This is a genomic window from Bradyrhizobium sp. SEMIA (assembly GCF_014844175.1).
Lineage (GTDB): Bacteria > Pseudomonadota > Alphaproteobacteria > Rhizobiales > Xanthobacteraceae > Bradyrhizobium > Bradyrhizobium arachidis.
Window position 1 is genome coordinate 3272603 of the sequence record NZ_CP046601.1, and the last position, 17385, is coordinate 3289987.

22 protein-coding genes and 2 pseudogenes are annotated in these 17385 nt (G+C 61.6%); 8 read left to right on the forward strand and 16 right to left on the reverse strand.

Translation table 11 applies throughout. The annotated features are described in order from the left end of the window. Window positions 1–142: 142 nt before the first annotated feature. The 3 genes and pseudogenes from galE to FOM02_RS16035 all read right to left on the reverse strand — a co-directional run. Window positions 143–1135 carry a UDP-glucose 4-epimerase GalE gene (gene galE, locus FOM02_RS16025; protein ID WP_027563153.1) on the reverse strand — a complete coding sequence of 331 codons (993 nt, stop codon included), beginning with the start codon at window positions 1133–1135 and terminating at the stop codon, window positions 143–145. 19 nt (window positions 1136–1154) lie between these two features. Continuing rightward, a complete protein-coding gene (locus tag FOM02_RS16030; protein ID WP_027563152.1) occupies window positions 1155–1961 on the reverse strand; it encodes a WecB/TagA/CpsF family glycosyltransferase in 807 nt (268 codons plus the stop codon). After that, window positions 1954–2565 (reverse strand): annotated as a pseudogene (locus tag FOM02_RS16035) (hypothetical protein); the annotation flags it as partial. The pseudogene FOM02_RS16035 and the gene FOM02_RS16030, both read right to left, overlap by 8 nt. On the opposite strand from FOM02_RS16035, the pseudogene FOM02_RS16040 reads away from it, so the two are divergent. Beyond that, window positions 2563–2892: pseudogene (locus tag FOM02_RS16040) on the forward strand (arylsulfatase); the annotation flags it as partial. The pseudogenes FOM02_RS16035 and FOM02_RS16040 overlap by 3 nt on opposite strands. A gap of 177 nt (window positions 2893–3069) precedes the next feature. Here the strand turns inward: FOM02_RS16040 and FOM02_RS16045 are convergent. The 5 genes from FOM02_RS16045 to FOM02_RS16065 form a co-directional block, all read right to left on the reverse strand. Beyond that, window positions 3070–3330, reverse strand: a complete 261-nt coding sequence (locus FOM02_RS16045; protein WP_265441862.1) for a hypothetical protein — start codon at window positions 3328–3330, stop codon at window positions 3070–3072. Window positions 3331–3660: 330 nt separating this feature from the next. Further along, window positions 3661–4236 (reverse strand): hypothetical protein, encoded by a 576-nt coding sequence (locus FOM02_RS16050; RefSeq protein ID WP_265441863.1) that lies wholly within the window; start codon window positions 4234–4236, stop codon window positions 3661–3663. Window positions 4237–4400: 164 nt separating this feature from the next. Then, window positions 4401–4655 (reverse strand): hypothetical protein, encoded by a 255-nt coding sequence (locus tag FOM02_RS16055; RefSeq protein WP_265441864.1) that lies wholly within the window; start codon window positions 4653–4655, stop codon window positions 4401–4403. Window positions 4656–4677: 22 nt separating this feature from the next. After that, complete coding sequence (locus tag FOM02_RS16060; protein ID WP_265441865.1) at window positions 4678–4917, reverse strand: hypothetical protein; 240 nt, start codon at window positions 4915–4917, stop codon at window positions 4678–4680. A gap of 204 nt (window positions 4918–5121) precedes the next feature. Next, window positions 5122–6408 carry a PBSX family phage terminase large subunit gene (locus tag FOM02_RS16065; protein ID WP_265441866.1) on the reverse strand — a complete coding sequence of 429 codons (1287 nt, stop codon included), beginning with the start codon at window positions 6406–6408 and terminating at the stop codon, window positions 5122–5124. 284 nt (window positions 6409–6692) lie between these two features. Here FOM02_RS16065 and FOM02_RS16070 point away from each other — a divergent pair, with 284 nt between their 5' ends. Then, window positions 6693–7241, forward strand: coding sequence for a hypothetical protein (locus FOM02_RS16070; protein WP_265441867.1), 549 nt, complete (start codon window positions 6693–6695; stop codon window positions 7239–7241). Next, window positions 7201–7653, forward strand: a complete 453-nt coding sequence (locus FOM02_RS16075; protein WP_265441868.1) for a hypothetical protein — start codon at window positions 7201–7203, stop codon at window positions 7651–7653. The genes FOM02_RS16070 and FOM02_RS16075 overlap by 41 nt, the downstream gene beginning before the upstream one ends. Window positions 7654–7794: 141 nt before the next feature. On the opposite strand, the gene FOM02_RS16080 is transcribed toward FOM02_RS16075, so the two are convergent. Continuing rightward, window positions 7795–8133 (reverse strand): hypothetical protein, encoded by a 339-nt coding sequence (locus FOM02_RS16080; protein ID WP_322596965.1) that lies wholly within the window; start codon window positions 8131–8133, stop codon window positions 7795–7797. Window positions 8134–8749: 616 nt separating this feature from the next. Here FOM02_RS16080 and FOM02_RS16085 point away from each other — a divergent pair. Continuing rightward, entirely contained in the window at window positions 8750–8959 is a 210-nt protein-coding gene (locus tag FOM02_RS16085) for a hypothetical protein (protein ID WP_265441869.1), read from the forward strand. A gap of 143 nt (window positions 8960–9102) precedes the next feature. Further along, complete coding sequence (locus tag FOM02_RS16090) at window positions 9103–10629, forward strand: FAD-dependent monooxygenase (RefSeq protein ID WP_265441870.1); 1527 nt, start codon at window positions 9103–9105, stop codon at window positions 10627–10629. 152 nt (window positions 10630–10781) lie between these two features. Here the strand turns inward: FOM02_RS16090 and FOM02_RS16095 are convergent, their stop codons facing one another. From FOM02_RS16095 to FOM02_RS16110, 4 genes are all read right to left on the reverse strand, one after another. Then, window positions 10782–12443: an AHH domain-containing protein gene (locus FOM02_RS16095; RefSeq protein WP_265441871.1), complete on the reverse strand. Its 1662-nt coding sequence runs from the start codon at window positions 12441–12443 to the stop codon at window positions 10782–10784. Between the two features lie 743 nt (window positions 12444–13186). Next, window positions 13187–13819, reverse strand: a complete 633-nt coding sequence (locus FOM02_RS16100; RefSeq protein ID WP_265441872.1) for an imm11 family protein — start codon at window positions 13817–13819, stop codon at window positions 13187–13189. A gap of 209 nt (window positions 13820–14028) precedes the next feature. Beyond that, window positions 14029–14748 carry a DUF4261 domain-containing protein gene (locus FOM02_RS16105; protein WP_265441873.1) on the reverse strand — a complete coding sequence of 240 codons (720 nt, stop codon included), beginning with the start codon at window positions 14746–14748 and terminating at the stop codon, window positions 14029–14031. A gap of 217 nt (window positions 14749–14965) precedes the next feature. After that, a complete protein-coding gene (locus FOM02_RS16110; RefSeq protein WP_167380798.1) occupies window positions 14966–15142 on the reverse strand; it encodes a hypothetical protein in 177 nt (58 codons plus the stop codon). Window positions 15143–15478: 336 nt separating this feature from the next. Here FOM02_RS16110 and FOM02_RS16115 point away from each other — a divergent pair, with 336 nt between their 5' ends. Together FOM02_RS16115 and FOM02_RS16120 are read left to right on the forward strand one after the other, a co-directional pair. Further along, window positions 15479–15679, forward strand: coding sequence for a hypothetical protein (locus tag FOM02_RS16115; protein WP_027562468.1), 201 nt, complete (start codon window positions 15479–15481; stop codon window positions 15677–15679). Next, on the forward strand, window positions 15676–15900 hold the full coding sequence (locus tag FOM02_RS16120; protein WP_265441874.1) for a hypothetical protein: 225 nt from the start codon (window positions 15676–15678) through the stop codon (window positions 15898–15900). The genes FOM02_RS16115 and FOM02_RS16120 overlap by 4 nt, the downstream gene beginning before the upstream one ends. Here the strand turns inward: FOM02_RS16120 and FOM02_RS16125 are convergent. Both FOM02_RS16125 and FOM02_RS16130 read right to left on the reverse strand, forming a co-directional pair. Continuing rightward, on the reverse strand, window positions 15878–16072 hold the full coding sequence (locus FOM02_RS16125) for a hypothetical protein (protein WP_084334722.1): 195 nt from the start codon (window positions 16070–16072) through the stop codon (window positions 15878–15880). The genes FOM02_RS16120 and FOM02_RS16125 overlap by 23 nt on opposite strands. Before the next feature lie 339 nt (window positions 16073–16411). Next, entirely contained in the window at window positions 16412–16627 is a 216-nt protein-coding gene (locus FOM02_RS16130) for a hypothetical protein (protein ID WP_092215973.1), read from the reverse strand. A gap of 143 nt (window positions 16628–16770) precedes the next feature. Between FOM02_RS16130 and FOM02_RS16135 the strand changes: the two genes are divergently transcribed. Continuing rightward, window positions 16771–16908 (forward strand): hypothetical protein, encoded by a 138-nt coding sequence (locus tag FOM02_RS16135; RefSeq protein WP_167336485.1) that lies wholly within the window; start codon window positions 16771–16773, stop codon window positions 16906–16908. Between the two features lie 40 nt (window positions 16909–16948). Here FOM02_RS16135 and FOM02_RS16140 read toward each other — a convergent pair whose 3' ends face one another. After that, entirely contained in the window at window positions 16949–17197 is a 249-nt protein-coding gene (locus FOM02_RS16140; protein ID WP_027562466.1) for a hypothetical protein, read from the reverse strand. Between the last annotated feature and the right edge of the window lie 188 nt (window positions 17198–17385).

Below are 17385 nucleotides of genomic sequence, written 5' to 3' on the forward strand. Positions count from 1 at the left end.
CACATTGGGCGAGCCATGCATGCCGACATCATCGTCGGCCGTGCCTGAATGTGCGGCCGTCGGCGATGCGCCAACGGCGGCCATGAACAGGCATTCTAGCCGCCTGGAGGTGCGGCAGGCAAGGTACGGATGTTACGGTTGCTTAACGGACCTTGAGCGGATGCGCCTTCTGGTGCCAGGCCCAGGCGGTGCGGATCACCGTGGCGAGGTCGGAGTGGCGCGGCACGAAGTCCAGCACTTTTCGCGCGGCGGAGGGGTCGGCGACCAGGTAGGTCGGATCGCCGGCGCGGCGCGGCTTGACGGTGTGCGGCACCTCGCGCCCGGCCTCCTTCTTGATGGCGTCGAGGATCTCGCGCACCGAGAAGCCGGAGCCGGTGCCGAGATTGAAGCTGCCGCCGGCATGTCCCTGTTCCAGCAGCTTCAGCGCGGCGACATGCGCCGCCGCGAGATCGGTGACATGGATGTAGTCGCGGATCGCGGTGCCGTCGGGCGTGTCGTAGTCGTCGCCGAACACGGCAAACTCGACATGGCCCTGGAGCGCCATCATGGCGCGCGGAATGAGGTGGGTCTCGTTGTCGCGCAGCTCACCGATGCCGCCGGCCGGATCGGCGCCGCTGGCGTTGAAATAGCGCAGGCAGAACGCACCGAAGCCGTAGGCCGAACGATAATCGGCGAGCATGCGCTCGATCATCCACTTCGATGCGCCATAGGGATTGATCGGCGCGCAGGGAAAGTCTTCCGGCAGCTCCTTGGAATCGGCATTGCCGTACACGGCGCCGGTCGAGGAGAACACGATACGATGACAGCCCGCATTGCGCATCGCCTGCAGCAGCGACAGCGTGCCCTGGACATTATTGATGTAATATTTCTGCGGGTCGGTCATGGACTCGCCGACGAGGCTGGCGGCGGCGAAATGCATCACCGCCGTGACCTTGTGATCGGCAAAGGCGCGTGCCAGCGCCGCGCCGTCGAGCAGATCGCCCGTCACCAGCGGCCCGGCCACAAAATTGCGATGACCTGTCGTGAGATTGTCGTAAACGACGGGCTGATAGCCGGCGGCGGCCAGAGCGCGGCAGGCGTGCGAGCCAATATAGCCCGCGCCTCCTGTGACGAGGACGGTCGGTCGGTCGGTCATGTCGTAATCTACTCTTCTCTCAGCGATTGAACGGCCGGTTGCGGCTGAAGAGAAGATAGAGTGCGCGGGGGTTGGTGGTCAAATAGCGCCAGAACAGGCGGCGCGGCTCGAGCAAGGTCCGCCAGGCCCATTCGAGCCCGATCTTCTGCATCCAGAGCGGAGCGCGTGCCCGGCTGCCGGACAGGAAGTTGAACAGACCGCCGGACGTCTTGATAACGCCAACATTGGTGAGATGCGGCGTGAATTCCTCGACGAATGCCTGCTCGTTGGGCACGCCCAGCGCGACCCACAGGTAATCCGGCGCGAGCGCGTTGATCTCGTCGACCTTCGCGCGCAGCGCTTCGCCTTTGAGATAGCCGTGGCTGCGCCCGATGATCTTGAGGTCCGGATACATCTTCTGGACGTTCTCGACGGCGGCGAGGTTCTCGACCTCGCTGGCGCCGAACATGTAGAAGGTGCGGCCGACAGCTTCCGCCTTGCGCGCGACGACATGGAACAGGTCCGTGGTCGCGACGCGCTCGGGCAGCGGAAACCAGGATTGCAGCCTCGAGGCCGCCACCAGCGGCTGACCGTCGGCATTGATCATGTCGGCGGCGCGGAACAGGCGCTCGGTCTGCGGCTCGGTCGAGCAGCGCGCCAGCACTTCGCCGTTCGCCGAGGTCAGGAACAGCGGACGGCCGATGCGCTTGTCGGGATCGGTGGCCTCGATCATGAAGTCGGCGGTCGCTTCCAGGTCGAGCGCAGCCATGCGCAGGCCGCCGACGGTGATCCGCGGCACGTCGGCTGTGGCTGCCCTTCCGTCGAGGTTGACGCGGCGCTCAAGCATATTGTCTGCCTCGCTGGCGCGCTTGGGTTGCGGGGGTGAGCTCGTCGAGCACGACGCCGACGAGCTTGCGCTCGGCGCGGCCGAGCGTGCTCAAAATCTCTTCCAGGCCGTCGTTGATGTCGAGACTGGTCGGCAGCACCGCCACCAGCGCATCAGTGTCGTCGAGCAGCTTGCGGCTGCCGGCGCTGAGCGGCGTCACGGGGCCGTCGAGAATCACGAGATCATAGCCGCCGGCGGAGCGCGCCTGCGCAATCGCCTTGCGGATGGCCTCAGCCGCCTTGCCGGCATCGCCTTCGGCGGCGGGCAGAACCGAGATGCCATTGACCGTCTTGATCTCGCGCGCGGCCTTGCTGCCGTTCGAGAGCCAGCCGAGCCGGCTCGGCTCGCTCTTGCCGTTGCGGCCAACCTTGTTCGAGAGCGAATGTGCCAGATGATCGGCATCTATCATCAGCACGCGCACGCCGTCGCGCGCGGCCGCGAGGGCGAAATTCAGCGCTGTTACGCTCCGCCCGGTGGTCTCGCCGGCGCCGACCAGCGCGATGACCGGCATCGCCTTGCCGCCGGCGCGGCGGGCGACGGCAGCGCGCATGTCGCGCCAGGCGTTGGCATCGACGACTTCAAGTATCGCTTCATCGACCAGCCCGGGGGATGGCTAGGCGAAAAGACCAAGGTTGACGTGCCCTACCTGATTAACCTTCGCCTCGATCCGTTCGAGCGAACGGGCTGGCCCGATAGCGGGACCAAATACGGCGCGCAACAATACTTCGATTGGTTCAAATATGAATTCTGGCGCTTCGTGTTCGTCCAGCAGGAGGTCGAGAAACTGGCCATGACCGCGATCGAGTTTCCGCCAATGCAGAAGGGCGCGAGCTTCAACCTCGATGCAGTGAAGGCGAAAATCGAGGCCGCAAGGACGGCGATGGCCAAATAACATGAATTCATGATCAGCGTGGTGGGGCGGCCTGTAGATCGCCCCGCCTAGCGCCGAGGAAACGTCTCCTCTTGGCCCATCACGACATAACGCGCTGCCGCCCGAAGTCGGTCGCTATAGGGGCAAAGCAGACATTGCTTTAGTCGCATCACGCCGCCGGGTTTATGGGTACACGGCCTAAGCGATGAAGTACAAAATCACCGCGAGCGCAAAGAAAGAAGTGGTCATTCCAACGCCGGAAACGAGAGTTGACTCGATTTCCAAGCGCCCCGTCAGATCGCGTTTGCAGCCGAGCCAGTTATATCCGAAAGAGTCGTATGGTCCGGCTTGTATCTTGCCGAACGAAACAAGAGCCAACACGCGGCGTCCGACCTCATAGCTGAGCCGCCACCAAATCAGGTCCACGAAGAACCACGTGAGGAATTCCAGCAACCACACGAAAGGACCCTTTCAATGTCGAGATCTCAGGACGGACGATCGCTCCCAATAAGGAGCCTCATACGGGATTGTTATTGCGCCAATTCCTCAAAATCGTGACCGAACCATCGTCGTTAGTGTAGAGGCAACATGGTAAAGGACTTCGTCAACTTGATTTCTTCCTGAGCCGCGCAGGGTTCTATCGAGAGACAAAACAGAGCGACGAAGACTGGCACCACCGTCCCTAGAATGCCTCGCGCGTTCATGACCGTCATATCCTCTCCTGTGAATTCCGCTTCAACTCGCTGACAACCTTCCGATGGCCTGGCGGTCGCCGCCGGCCTTAAAACCCTAAGACGCCGTCTGCAACGTATCTCGCTGATCAGTCCCCTCTTGCACCGTGTGCGCGACGATCTTCATCGCGCCGTTCGATTCCGCGACGTCCTGGACGAGCAGCGCGAACTGGTCGTCGGTGAGATCGTAGTAGGTCTCCCGGCTCTCCTCCTCCCGCTCCTCCCACCAGACCTTGACGATGCCGGCCTTCGACAGCAGCGCATCCTTGATGAAGGAATAGAGGACCATGAAGCCGCCATTCTGCTGCATGAAGACGTGATTGACGTAGTCCGTCTCCTGCTGCGCGGCCGCGACGTCCTCCGGGCCGACCGGCTCGAAGCGCACGACCTCGTCCGATCCAGCGAAGATGTCCATCAATGACGGCATCAGGCCTTCGATGGTGTCGGCGACATCGGTCGACACCGCACGTGAGCGGCCGTCCTGCGCCGGCATGTCCTTGCGCATGTCACCGAGATAGTAGTCCATAGCATCGGCGCGCTCCTCAGCAAGCCGGGCCGCCGACATCGCAGCGAGCGCGTTGGCTTTCTCGGAGGCGAGCATCGCCTTCACTTCGGAAATCGACATTTTCGGCATGAATGGCCTATTCGGTTGTTAGCGTTGGCCTGCTGGTTTTTCAGTTATCGGCGGCACATCGATCGCTGTGCCTGCCAAAAAAAATTCACCAGAGCCGCCCGCGCCTCTCGTCAGCGCCCTGTCGAAGGCATCCGGGTCAAAACGACAGACATCTGCGGCCAGAGTCAGAACAGATGGGAGCTCAAGACGATCGCAAGAAACACAACGATCATGATTATGAACTCGATGAACCCAGCAACGTCTCGTGCGACCATGGCTCGACCGCCCTCGTCACGGCGATAGCCAAGCCAGTTGAAGCGCTCTGGAGATGCGTTCATTGGATGGACATAGACTTGACCGAACGACAGCGCCGGAATGACAACTCGCGCGATCGAACATCCGATGAGCTCAAAGAAAAGCCAGTACAGCAAATATTCCATTTGCCAATCTTTCCAGCCGTACTCAGAATAACATGCCGTGAAACATGGTGACGATCGCAAGCAGCACCAAGAGGCAGATCCCAAACCCGATCCATGCCGCAGCGGCTTGTCGCAATTCGATCCGACCTGTCGCATCGCGGCGATAGCCAGGCCATCGCAATCGCTCCGGGGTTGTGCTGAACACCTCGACATAAACGCGCCCCAACGACAGGAATGGAAGGGCGATACGCGCCACCCCGTATCCGATCAGCTCGACGAACATTCCAAGCCTCGACATGGCCGAACTCACGCGCGCCAGGGTGTGCACTATATAGAACGTAACGAGAACATAGTCAACCACAGGTTGGTCCCAACGCATGATTAGGAAGGTGCGTAGCGGTTTTCCGAAAAGATCATGCGCAAACAACAAGCTAAAGCGCGATGGCGATTTCAGCCTGACCTCTTCGCGCGCTGGCCAGCCGAATTCTCACGCCCATCCTTGTTCGGCATATCGGATCGGCCGGTTGAAGGCGGCCACCCTGCCCGGCTGCTCGTAGCAGATCGCCATCAGTCCCAACGCATCGGCAGCATGGCTCGACCAGTCGTGCTCGGGGCCAAGACCGATGTTGCGCACCTCGTCCTTGCGCTCGTGATAGAAGCCGAGCGCTTCGCGGCCGGGCTCGGTCGTGTCCTCGTTGAACCAGAGCTGCGGGCCGAGCCGCCGCAGCGCCTCGATCCGCATCATCGCTGCACCTGGTCCCTGGTTCTTCACCGGCGGCTCGACCGTAAAGCCGGCTTCGCGCAAATGATCCTCATAGCGCTTGCCGGTGATGTTGTTGGCGGCGAGGCCGTCATGCGGCAGATAGAGGATCGCGTTGCGGTAGCCGCGCGAGCGCAGCCAGTTGACGTGAAAGGCCAACACCTGGCCGACGCTCTCGTAGTAATCGAGAACGCGAATTTCGCTGCCGACCCACTGCACGATCCAGATGGTGAAGGCATCTGCGGCCGCGCCCGCGCCGCCGATGTCGATGAAGGCGCGCAGCGGCAGCAGCGGATCCGCAGCGACTTTTCCGATCCGGCCCTGCGCGCGCGCTTCCGACAGCAGCGCGGCGAAATAGGCGCCCTCGAAGGCGCGCGCATATTCGCCCTCCCAGATGTGATCGTAGCGCTCCGGATAGAGTTTCTGGTCGAGCAAGCGCTCCTCCTCGAGCACATCCGGAAACCAGGGATTGTCCCGCCAGTTCGCCTTCACGATGACGGCGCCGTCTGGCTCTCGCCCGCGCAGAAAATCGTCGATCGCATCGCTCTTGCGCCGCGGATTCCAGCTCGCCCAGAGCTCGGAGTCCTTGGCGCGGATCGTCGGCCGCAGCAGCGCGAGACCGCGCGCGCTCAGGCCCTGCGCTTCGTCAATCCAGGCGATGCGAAACCCTTCTAAAGATTTGATCGAGTCCGCCGTGTGATCCTGAAGTCCACGAAAAATGATCAACCCGTCGCCGGGCGTCTCGATCTTGTCGCTGAACAGCCTGAAGCCGTGGCCGAGACCGAGGCTAGCGATCTTCCCTTCGATCAAACGCTTCGACGATTGCGCCAGCGTCCGCTGCGCCTCGCGGATGCAGACCGCGAGCGTGCCGCGCTCGGCCTGGCAGGTCTCGACCAGGAGCTCGCCGAAGAAATGCGACTTGCCCGAGCCGCGACCGCCGTAAACGCCCTTGTAGCGCGCTGGGCCCAGCAGCGGCTCGAAGATTTTGGCCGTCGGAATTTTCAGGATGGACAATGGATGCGCTCGCTCGCCCTAGCGCAGGCCGGTGCGCCTGCGCCACATCGCGGACCACTCTTCGGTGTTTGCCGTGTCGGGTTGGGCTGCAGGATTCTCCGCATCATGTCTTCCCAGGACATATCCAACTCCATTCGAGAGAGGGAAAGCCAACGCACACTCCGCCCGCGCTCACGATGGTGCAGCTTCGGCCGGCATGCTCAACTCAGGATAATTGCTTAACTATCTTACCCGCAGGGGATCGCAGACGCGGAATTCGATCTGACGAGGTACGGGAGATTTGCGTGAAGAAGTCGTCGGCCCTCAAACTTCTGAACCATGCGATGCTGGTGCTCACACTGGCCACATTCGCGTCTGCCGCCCTCGCACAGGACCGGTCTGCACCGGCATTCGACAAATGGCGTCCCAAAGCCGGCGTCTATGCCGAGCCCGGCAAGAATTTCCAATCATCCTGCGATGAAAGTGGCAGCCTTACGATCGACCTCGGCGAGAAGTCGGTCAGCGGTTACGAATGGGGCTGCGACGTCAAGAGAATCACCGATCTTGGCCCGGACTCGCTGAAGGTCGAAATGGTCTGTGACGACTACAATCTCGCGCAAAATCTCAACCCGCGCGATCCCAACTGGGAGAACAGGCAATTCAACGAGGTGATGTTGATCAAACGGCTCGATGAGACGACGATCTCCCGTTCAGAAGAGCTTGAACGGAAAGCTCAAGGATCCTCCCTGGCGTGCGGCCTATTGCCCTCTGGCGACGCAGCGCGCGCTTGCCGAGGCCACGCTGAGAGCCAAGGTGGAAGCGAAGCAGCAGGCCGAGCAGGATCGAGCCCTTAAGGAGGCGCACCCGCGGGATGGTGTCTACGCGGCGGCAGGCGGGGATTTCGAGGACCGCTGCGCGAAGTTCAACGACACCATCGTTGCGTTCTCCGGCAAATCGATCACGACAGCCTCAAACATCTGCAAGATCGAAAACACGCGGGTTCAGCTTCCCGACACCGTTAGACTCGGCGCGGCCTGCACGATGCAGCCTGCTTCGGGTTCGGAATCCATCAGCGTGCAAGACAAGGCCTCTACTCCGGACCGCGAGAACCTGATGTTCAAGAAGATCGACGACAAGACCGTCATCCTCTGGATCATCAACAACGGGCACTTTACCGGCGATGGCCGAAGGCTGTCCTATTGCAGCGACCAGGTGCAGCGCGCCTACGCCGGACAACGCCGGACAGGTCAGCAGACCAGGAACTAGCAGAAGGCATCAAACAAAAACCCGCGCCGGATTCCACGCGGGCATCACCAACTTCTGTCGATGATGCCATTCTGCCAGTGTTTTGCCCGACGTGTCAAACGATCATGCGAGGCGAGATTGGGGATCGAGATCGCCGCTGTCTCAAGCGTCGTGAACGGCATCACCGCCGTTAGAGCTGTTCGGGTGCACGATGATGCGTTCGATCCGGTGAATCAATTCCAGCACCCCGTCTTCGCCGTTCTCGACCGGCTGGGCGGCCTTGCCCCAGCCGCGATCAAGGATCGCGTTGGCCGCCGAGACGCGCGCCGCCGGCGTTGCGTCCTCGCTGCGCATGATGCCGACGAGCACACGGATGGCCGTTCTGGTGTGGCTGCGCGCGAGCGAGCGGATCTCGGTCAGGGTGCGCGCGCTGGACGTCTTCTTTCGCGATAGGACGCGGACCGGCTCACTCACGAGCGCGATTTTCATGTCCTCGCTCACGAGAACGTCTCCCACAGCACGATGGCAACGAGGCCCGCGAGCGCGAGCGATATCAGATAAGCGGTCATCATCTCTCCTTCAGAAGAAAATGCGCGGCAGATCGCGCAATGAGGCGCGATCGTTTCGGGCGCGAACCCTATCTCCGGTCCCGGAGACCGCAGCGACGCGGGCGAACAGCGCCCAGCGCCGCGAGGCCGGCACGTTCGCGCGTGCACGGCCAGCAATGGTTCGGACGGCAGCACGCCGATCGGCGCTCCCTTAGGCGCGTATAAGCGAGTGCGTGGCCGCGATGCGTGGGCCACCGTCCGAGTCTGGGATCGAGAACGAAAAAACCCGCGGCGGATTTCTCCGCGCGGGCGTTACGAACGTTTCTCGATGATGCCAATATGCCGGTGTTTTGCCCGACGTGTCAACGCCGCATCGCGCGAGATGCGTCGTCACACCAGGCAGACATGACGAGGCAAGCACGAAGAGGCAGACATGAAAAAGCCCGCCGCGGATTGTCCGTGCGGGCTGAACCAAATTCTTTCGACGATGCCACTATGCCAGTGTTTTGCCCGACGTGTCAAACGAACGAATTGGCGGAAGCAGCGTTAGCCGATCAGGAGCACCACCAATGACAGTCGAGACTTCACCCAGGACATCACCAAAGACATCGCGAGATCTGCCGGGACCGAAGCCGCGCGTCGACAAGGAGCGCGACACGCAAGAGGCGATCATCGAGGACGCCGGCGAGAGCGAGGACAACGGCCGCGATCTCGTGCACGGCGATGGCGGCACCATCACTGTTCCCACGAAGCCCGACGATGTGTCTAAGGACGATTAGGCGGACCGGCGACGTGCCAATGCGGCGAGCGCTGACACGCAAGTCCCTCCTCCCAGCTCAATATGTGGTGCGCAAGGGGCTTGCTTCAAGTCCCCGCTCCTGCCGTAGAACCCCCGCCCAACCACAAGCCGAGGGGTCACCACATGCCTGTATTGCTTCCGACATCCAGCTCGCGCGGCCGAGCCGGCGCAACACGCGCGGCAGCCAGCGACCATGCAGTCATCATCGCCGGCGGCGGCCCGACCGGGCTGATGCTGGCCGCCGAGCTCGCGCTCGCCGAGGTCGATGTCGCCATCCTCGAGCGGCGCGCGGACCATGAGCTGGTCGGCACGCGCGCCGGCGGCTTGCACGCGCGCAGCATCGAGATCCTCGATCAGCGCGGCATCGCGGATCGTTTCCTGCGCGAGGGACAGATTGCCCAGCTCGCGGGCTTCGCCTGGACCCGGCTCGACATCAGTGATCTCGCCACGCGCCACGCTTACGGCCTTGCGCTGCGGCAGAGCCACATCGAGCGCATCCTGGCGGGCTGGGTCGCCGAGCTCGCCGTGCCGGTCTATCGCAACTGCGTGGTGACGGGCTTCGCACAGGACGAGACCGGCATCGACGTGACCCTGTCCGGCGACAAGACGCTGCGGGCGGACTATCTGGTCGGCTGTGACGGCGGCCGCAGCCAGGTGCGCAAGGCGGCCGGCATCGACTTCGCCGGCTCCGATCCGACGCTGAGCAATCTCATGGCCGAGGTCGAGATGAGCGAAGAGCCCGCCTTCGGCCTGCGTCACGACGCGCTCGGCTTCCATGGTCTCAGCAAGGCGGAGAGCGGGCGCGTGCTGGTCGTCGTGACCGAAGCAACGCTCGAGCGCACCGGCGAGCCGGACTTGCGCGATCTCAGCGAGGCGCTCGTCGCCGTCTACGGCACCGATTTCGGCCTCAAGAATCCCGCCTGGATCTCCCGCTTCACCGATGCGGCGCGGCAGGCCGTCTCCTATCGCAAGGGGCGTGTGCTGCTCGCCGGCGATGCCGCGCACATCCATCATTCCGTCGGCGGGCAAGGCCTCAACACCGGCGTGCAGGACGCGGTCAATCTCGGCTGGAAGCTGGCGCAGGTCGTCAAGGGCATCTCGCCCCAAATCCTGCTCGACACCTACCACACTGAGCGTCATCCCGTCGCCGCGCGCGTGCTGCGCAACACCAGGGCGCAGATCGCCCTGCTCCGCCGCGCCGAGGACGGCCTCAACGCCGCGCGCGACATCATGTTCGAGCTGCTTGCCATGGACGAGCCGCGAAAACGCTTTGGCGCAATGATGAGCGGGCTCGATATCCGCTACGATCTCGGCGAAGGCCATCCGCTGCTGGGGCGCCGCATGCCTGATCTCGATCTGGTGATCGAAGGCCGGCCGTTGCGATTATTCACGCTGCTGCACGGCGCGCAAGGCGTGTTGCTTAATTTCGGCGAGGCACGGAATTTCGACATTGCGCCCTGGACCAATCGCCTCAGCGCGATCAACGCCAGCTACGACGGCGCCTGGGAACTTCCCGCCATCGGACAAGTCAACGCGCCCGATGCGGTTCTGGTGCGACCCGACGGGCATGTGGCGTGGGTTGGAGACGAGAGCGAAAGCGGACTTGTGGAGGCACTCACGACCTGGTTCGGTCCGGCCGCTGTGGCGTAGCGTACGAAGATCTCAAATGCGATCAAACAACAACGCCCGCGGTGCGCCGCGGGCGTGATCTGATTTGATCTCGATGATACCACTCTGCCGGTGTTTTGCCCGACGTATCAAATGCGGCACGTCACGCGGCGCGAGACTCCGTAGCTTGACGTTCACTCCGGGCGAAGGAGCGGCCGTATCCAGCGGGAGAACCACTCATCAGCATCATTGCGCGGGTTGCCCGGATCATCCACTCCGAAAATCGGTGGTTGAATGACGTAGCTCGGCTCGTTCGCGAGCCCGCCGATCGGCCCGCTCGTCTGCCGTGACCGGCCGTCAGCAGTCGGCACGGTCCAGTTGCCAAACCGATCGTCAAACTCGGTGGAAGGCAGATATGGGACTGGTGTACTCCCGGACGTGAACACGCTACCCGCATTCGACGCGTTCACGCGGGTGAGACGCCGAACCTCTTCGGGTGCGACAGCGTCAGCAGCGAGCGGAGCTCCTGGTGCGTTCGATGGCGCGACAGACCTCGTGTCAACTGGCGTGTCGGTCCAGTTTCCGAAGCGATCGGAAACGGAACCGCCGGACCCAGCGTCTTGACCAAGCGGCGCGCGCTGACTGAGCGGCGATCCAGGCATCGGTGACACAAGATCACCGCTCCTCGTCGTGTTGCCAGCCATGCCCCCGTTAATGAACGCGTTGAACGCGGGCGCGCCCGTTGAGAATACTCCTCCAGGATCAGTTACGATGTCACTCGCAGCTCCGGAACCTGGCTCCTGCGCATTGGCAACCCGAGAAGTTAGCGCTAGACCCGCTAGGATTGCGGCCAACCACGCCGGAACGAACGGGGCTGCTATGCCGAGTGCGGCCCCGCCCGCCAACCAAGGGAGAATATCCTGTGCCAGAGACGAACCGTTGCCAGGAGCATCACGCATTAGCGGATTTTCGTAGAATGGCAGTGGCGCGCCAGTCATCGGGTCAAATCTAAGAACCAATGGGTCTGTTGGCGCGGCGGTGGTCGGAGGTAGTTGGCCTAACTGTCGTTCATTCGGACTAGGCGCAAGAGAAGGTGGTAGCACACCTGTGAAGCGCGGATCACTTCGCCTGAACCCCTCTGGTTCGTTCAGACCTGCGAGAGCCGGTGAATTGTAGCCCGGTAGCGGCGGAAAGTCGGTCGCGTTGACTGGGGCCGAGCCGGGTGTGCGAAAACCACTTGACGAGGGATCAGTCGCTGCGAACTTGGATCGCCACCGCGTCCCGTCCAGATCCCGATTGCCTGAAGTTACATTGACGCCAGGATTTCGGGCGATCACCTCATCGATCAGTTTCTCTTTCTCGGCATTGTCCAGGTAGAGCCACCATTTAATCAGATGCTGCAGGCCGGAATCTGCTCCTCTTTGCTCAAGCTCTTTAATTTTCCTGAGCTTGTCCGGGTACCGGTCGCGATACGCTCTGTAGTCCTTGAAGACCCTCTCTATACCGAGAGCAACGTCCTCGTCCGTTTTGCCGATCGGTACATTCACGTAAAGATCCTCGTTGGCAAAGCCGATACGCATCGCATCAATGAGATTCCTTATCTCTTCAGCTCGATCGCTGGGGCTTGGCGTCTGTGCGATGTGATGCAGCGTCTTACAGACGGCTTCGACATACGAAGAAACGTGCCTTCCCGGATGAGGCGAAACATTTAGTTTGGCGGCAAGATTCCGATCAGCCGGCAAATAGATACGGTTTGCGGGAGAATCGATATCGAACGTTTCCTTGTCTATATCGCGAAATGCTGGGTGATTCCTAAAACGCTCAAGGATAATATGATGATCGAAAAAAATAGACATGCTCCCTCATCAATTGAGCCCTCGTTGGGGCGTGGGCAGATGAATTTCGACGCGGAAACCCATGGAGGTGAGCGAGCGCGACTGCAGCGGGGAGCCGCGCGAGCTTGCCAAACCGGATTGCAATTTTCTGAAATGCTTGAGCTTGAAGACGGAGCGGCCATCATCCGCGACGCATGCGATTCGGAGAGCAATGCTCCGCTCGGCGGGCCGAACGAGGACAAGTCTTGCCACTTGCGACTCGGGTCGCGCGCAGAACGTATCGGCGCTCGAACCGCGATCAACGTCGCAGCAAGCGAACCCGATATACAAACGAGGCGGCGCGCAGATCGCGGGCTAGCGTGAGCCCGGCCGGTGAGCGCGAGCCGCTGCGCTCATCTTGATGCCCATGTTCCGTCAGGAAGGTCTATGGCGTGGTCTTCGCCTGCGTTGTTTGCGGCAGCGTGGTGAGGTACGATCATCGATCCCTCGATCTGCGCATTTGAATGCCGCGAGGCCCGCTGTCCATGCAGACGTCTGCAAATCGCGCGCCCTTCACATCGCTCATAAGATTGGTCGGGTGGACGGCACGAAGCGCGCGGAAGGATCGCTAGTGCGCAACCCGAGCTTCTCTGCATGCCGAACAAAACTGGTCGACTTGAACTCTTAATGGAATCGAACGCGCCAGCGTCTCGCGCGCATTCAGCACAGCATTGCGCCTGCAAGCGAACCAGACATCATCGCATGAAGAGGCTGAGGCTGGGCGCTCAAGGTTTCGACACGTCTTTGAATCGAATTCTCTTGAGACCCGCCGCCTTGCACGCGTCCTTCATGTCTTGATCGCATATGACGTCTGCCTCAGCATGAGCCATCCGAAAGATATGCGCTTTGCCGATTGCAGCCTCCGTAAAGACCCGTTTGGAGCCCGGCAGGGCCAGGTAGACCTTCTTTCCAAAATCGAGGGAGCGAGGATTGTCCTCAATCCGAATGATTAGACGCGATTGCGATTCATCCAGCGCGTCGAGAACGCGAACAACATCGCAGAGCCAATAGTCCGGCCCGTGGTAGCTACCCTGCGGCACTCGCACATGGCACGGCACAAACACAAAGGCCTCCGGGTCAAGCCCCTCTAACACTGCCTTTGTTCGATCCGAAATGAGCCACCAACCGTAATAGGGCTCGAGGTCGTACGGCAAACTACCTTTCGACTTATCAAACACGAATGATGCAGGCGCCGTAGAAGCCGGCAGACGGAATACCTCGTAGGGAGGAAGGATACTTTCGTCTTCTAGCCAATAACCCGGCTTGCCGCCTACACTGTAGTCAGGTCCCATTTCGTAGTAGCGGCGTTTCCGCGCTCGCGATCGTTTCGCAATCGAAACCGCCCTTTCGTCATCCATAACCGCCCCCATTGAACGTCGTGCCCGAAGTCGTGACATGCAACGAACCAATATCAATGGCCGAACAATAAAGCCCGCGGCATCCCGCGGGCTTGATCCGAACTCATCTCGATGATGCCATTCTGCCAGTGTTTTGCCCGACGTGTCAAACGACCCTTCTGAATGCGACGCGCAACTCCTTCCGCAAGTCATCTAGCTCTATCATGCCCCTATTGCACCGAACCGTCGCTACAGAACAACACCGGCAGACCGCCGAACTGATCGGAGTTCTTGTATCTGACCGCGAAGCGCTCACGTTCGTCGCGGCCAAACGTATCGCCGTCTTTGACCACTGGTCCATGCTCGACGAGATAGGCGGCAAGGCCGTCGACCTTGTCGAGCAATGTTGCAAGCGGCAGCTTGCGGGTCTCGAACTGAATCTCACGGTCGGCAAATGCCGACAGCCCCATCGTCACCGCGCCGATGCCCACGTCCGACCGGAACGGCAGGATGTCGACCCACAACGAGACGGGATAGTCGGGGAACGGTGCGAACGATCGGCTGGACATGTCGAGCCACAGATCGGCCGGCCGCGCGACCTTGCCATTCCAGACCACGCCGCAGCATTGCGGCATGGTCGCAATCAATGCGCCGATGACTGCCGTCGTCAGACGAGCTGTGGGCAGCTGCCGTTGGTTTTGGCCAAGCACCGAAACAATCAGATGCCCTCTGTGGCGCGCCGCAACCGTCTCGGCTTGCGGCCATGTCGTCGAAGCGCGCGCCCATAGCCCAGAGTCCTCTGGAATGGGCGCGGGCATCGACATCACCGCAACAAGTTCGTTGCCACAGCGAATGAGCGGCGAATCCTGGCGAGCGCCCTCGTCGCCTCCTTCCACCTCCATCGGCAGTTCGGGATGTCGCGCGCGAACGGCTTTGGCAAGCGCGACCATGTCCGGAGTTGCGGGGGATTCCAACAAGACCAAGGCGAGAAACGAATTACTCATCGGCCGCCCCACGCAGGTTCGAGGCGCGACTGATGATCAATCACGGCTCGCTCAAAGGTTGAGATGCAGCTACATAGAACAAATAGAGAACACAGTCAAACGCTCGTTTTGGTGTTCTGCGCAATGCGCGAAGTCGTGCTCCCCGCAAGCCAAGGCACAAACCTCATTCCCCACGATCGTCGCCGCCCTGCCCGTCTTCCTTCCGCGGCGCATCCATCGTCTTGCGTCCGAGAAACGTATCAGGCAGCGGTTGCTTCAACAGCTCGCGGCATTCATGCGCCAACTTCCGCATGAATTCGGCCTGCTCATGATCGACAGGCAATGGTCGGAAAATCCGCATGATGCGTGCTCCCTCGCATTGCAGGCGGGAGCACGATCGGTCTCTCAGCCACCGACGCCTACGGACGAAAGCCTTGGCCGGTGATGTCTGGCCAACGACGTGCGGTCATCATTGTTCAAAATCGAGCTTGAGAAATCGCACCGCAGTAAAATGAGTAATTCGCTCAAACGCCTCAGACTTGGCCAAAAGAATCTTCGCAGCGACGTATCATATGATGCGGACTCTCCGCCTGGAAGGAACGTAAGGTTAACCCATCACCGCAAGGCCCGAGGTAACGATCGGTGATGAGAACGCCAATTGCGCTTCCCGCCCGCACTCGAACAAGGGAGCAGCGCCATGCAGAAGCGGCGTCGATTCAAGCAGACCAAGACACTCGACCAGCGACTGGCCGAAGAGGTGACACGCCTGCGCGATCAGGCGCGCGCGCTGCCGCCGGGCCGCAGCCGCGAGATGCTGCTGCGCAAGGCGCGGCAGGACGAGACGGCGATACAGATCGAGTCCTGGCTTCGCTCGCCGGGCCTGAGGGCTCCGACATGACGCAGCAATACCGCGCTTATCTGGTCGGCGAGAACGGCGTCTTCCGCTCCGCCGAAGCGTTCGAGGCCCTGTCGGACGAGAAGGCGCTCGCCTTCGCGCGGCAGTTCACCCGGCAGGGAAATGTCGAGGTCTGGCAGCTCGGCCGCAAGATCGGCCTGCTCAAGCAGGCGGCGTCCGGCGCCACATCGGGTCGCATCGTCAATCCGTCACGCCCGTCCTGAAATCCTGTTCTTTCGGAAAAGGCTCATGGGTCTTGCGGCCGAGGAAGGTGTCCGGCCGCGGCTGCTTCAGCACGCTGGCCGCTTGCGCCGTCAGCTCGCGGATGCGGGCATTCTGCTCGCTGATCTCGGCAGCCAGCTCGTGCACGCTGTCGATGAGTGATTTGCCGATCATGGCCGCGCTCCCTTCGCTCATGCAGGCGGGAGCGCGATCGGTCTCTCAGCCACCGACGCCTACGGGCAGAGCCTCGGCCGGTGATGACGTGACCATACACCTTTCGAGGAAAGGCTGCAGCGGAATTCAGTCACCCCAGGTGCGCTTGCCGCACGCGCACAGGTAGACACGGACGGTCGTGCCGCTGCGCGGGTCCAGGAATTTGTCCGCGAGCCTCGGCCATGCCTCGCATTCCGGGCAGCGGCGGCAGAGATGCACCACGGAATCCTCGCGCTTTTCATCGTCATCCGTCATGCGGAGGAGAATACAGCTCTCGCAGGGGCGTTTCCCTGCCCCAGGTTAATCGGCGTCACTTTGGTGCTCAGACAGTTCTTCCGTCCGATCTTGCGATCTGGGCCAGACCCGGGGCACGGGTGCGGCCAGCAGCGCCTCCGCGGACGCGATCATCTCGATGGACCGTTGCAGCATCTGGAGCGTGGCCTGGTTGCCGGCGCGGATGCGCCTCATCCGCGTCTCGACAAGGATCTCGATCCATTCCCGGTCATTCGGCATCATGCCAACCGCTTCCGGACAGAACGCCCGCAAGCTTAACCCATGTTAAGCCGATTGGTTCCCATCCGGTCCTGGTTCGAAAAATAGGATCTGCTCCCTTGCGATAGATCAAGCCGAGCGCCTGACAAACAGCGCGGCTTGTAACCATGGATCGCCAGCCTCCAAAGATACAGGACCCGCCGCCCGCCAAGCTCTCGCGGACCGAGGAAGCTCGCCGCCTCATTGAAGAGTATGTAGCCAGCCTCCAGCAGGTGATCCAGAAGCTGCGCCGCAAGATGAACTAGCCGCGCACGGGCGTGGCAAGATTGGCTGCCCGCGGCCGCCTCATTCCTCGGCCAGCTTGCGCTCGATATAGGCATCCACCGTCTCGGCGAACGAACGCTGCACGCCGACCGCGACACCGTACTGATCGAGCGCATCGCGCTGGAGCACGCGCAGGCCGCGCCCGCGGGCGCTGACCGGCGCGGTGTTCAGATATTGATCGATGGCGCCCTTGGCGAGCGGGATGGCCTTGGGGTCGCCCCTCGCGATCAACAGGCGCAGGAGGCTCTGGCATTCGGCGAGGCCAGGCATGGTATCCTTCATCCTTGCCGCGATTTCGGCTTCGGCTTTTTCACGGGCTGGGTATGGGTGCCGAACAGGGCCAGCAGAAACGCGACTTCTTCCTTCGAACCGATCTGGATCATGATTGTCTCCTTTTCGCTCCGTTGGTCGGGGCCGGACGCGAAGGAGTTCAGGACGATCTGGTTTCAGGACTGTTT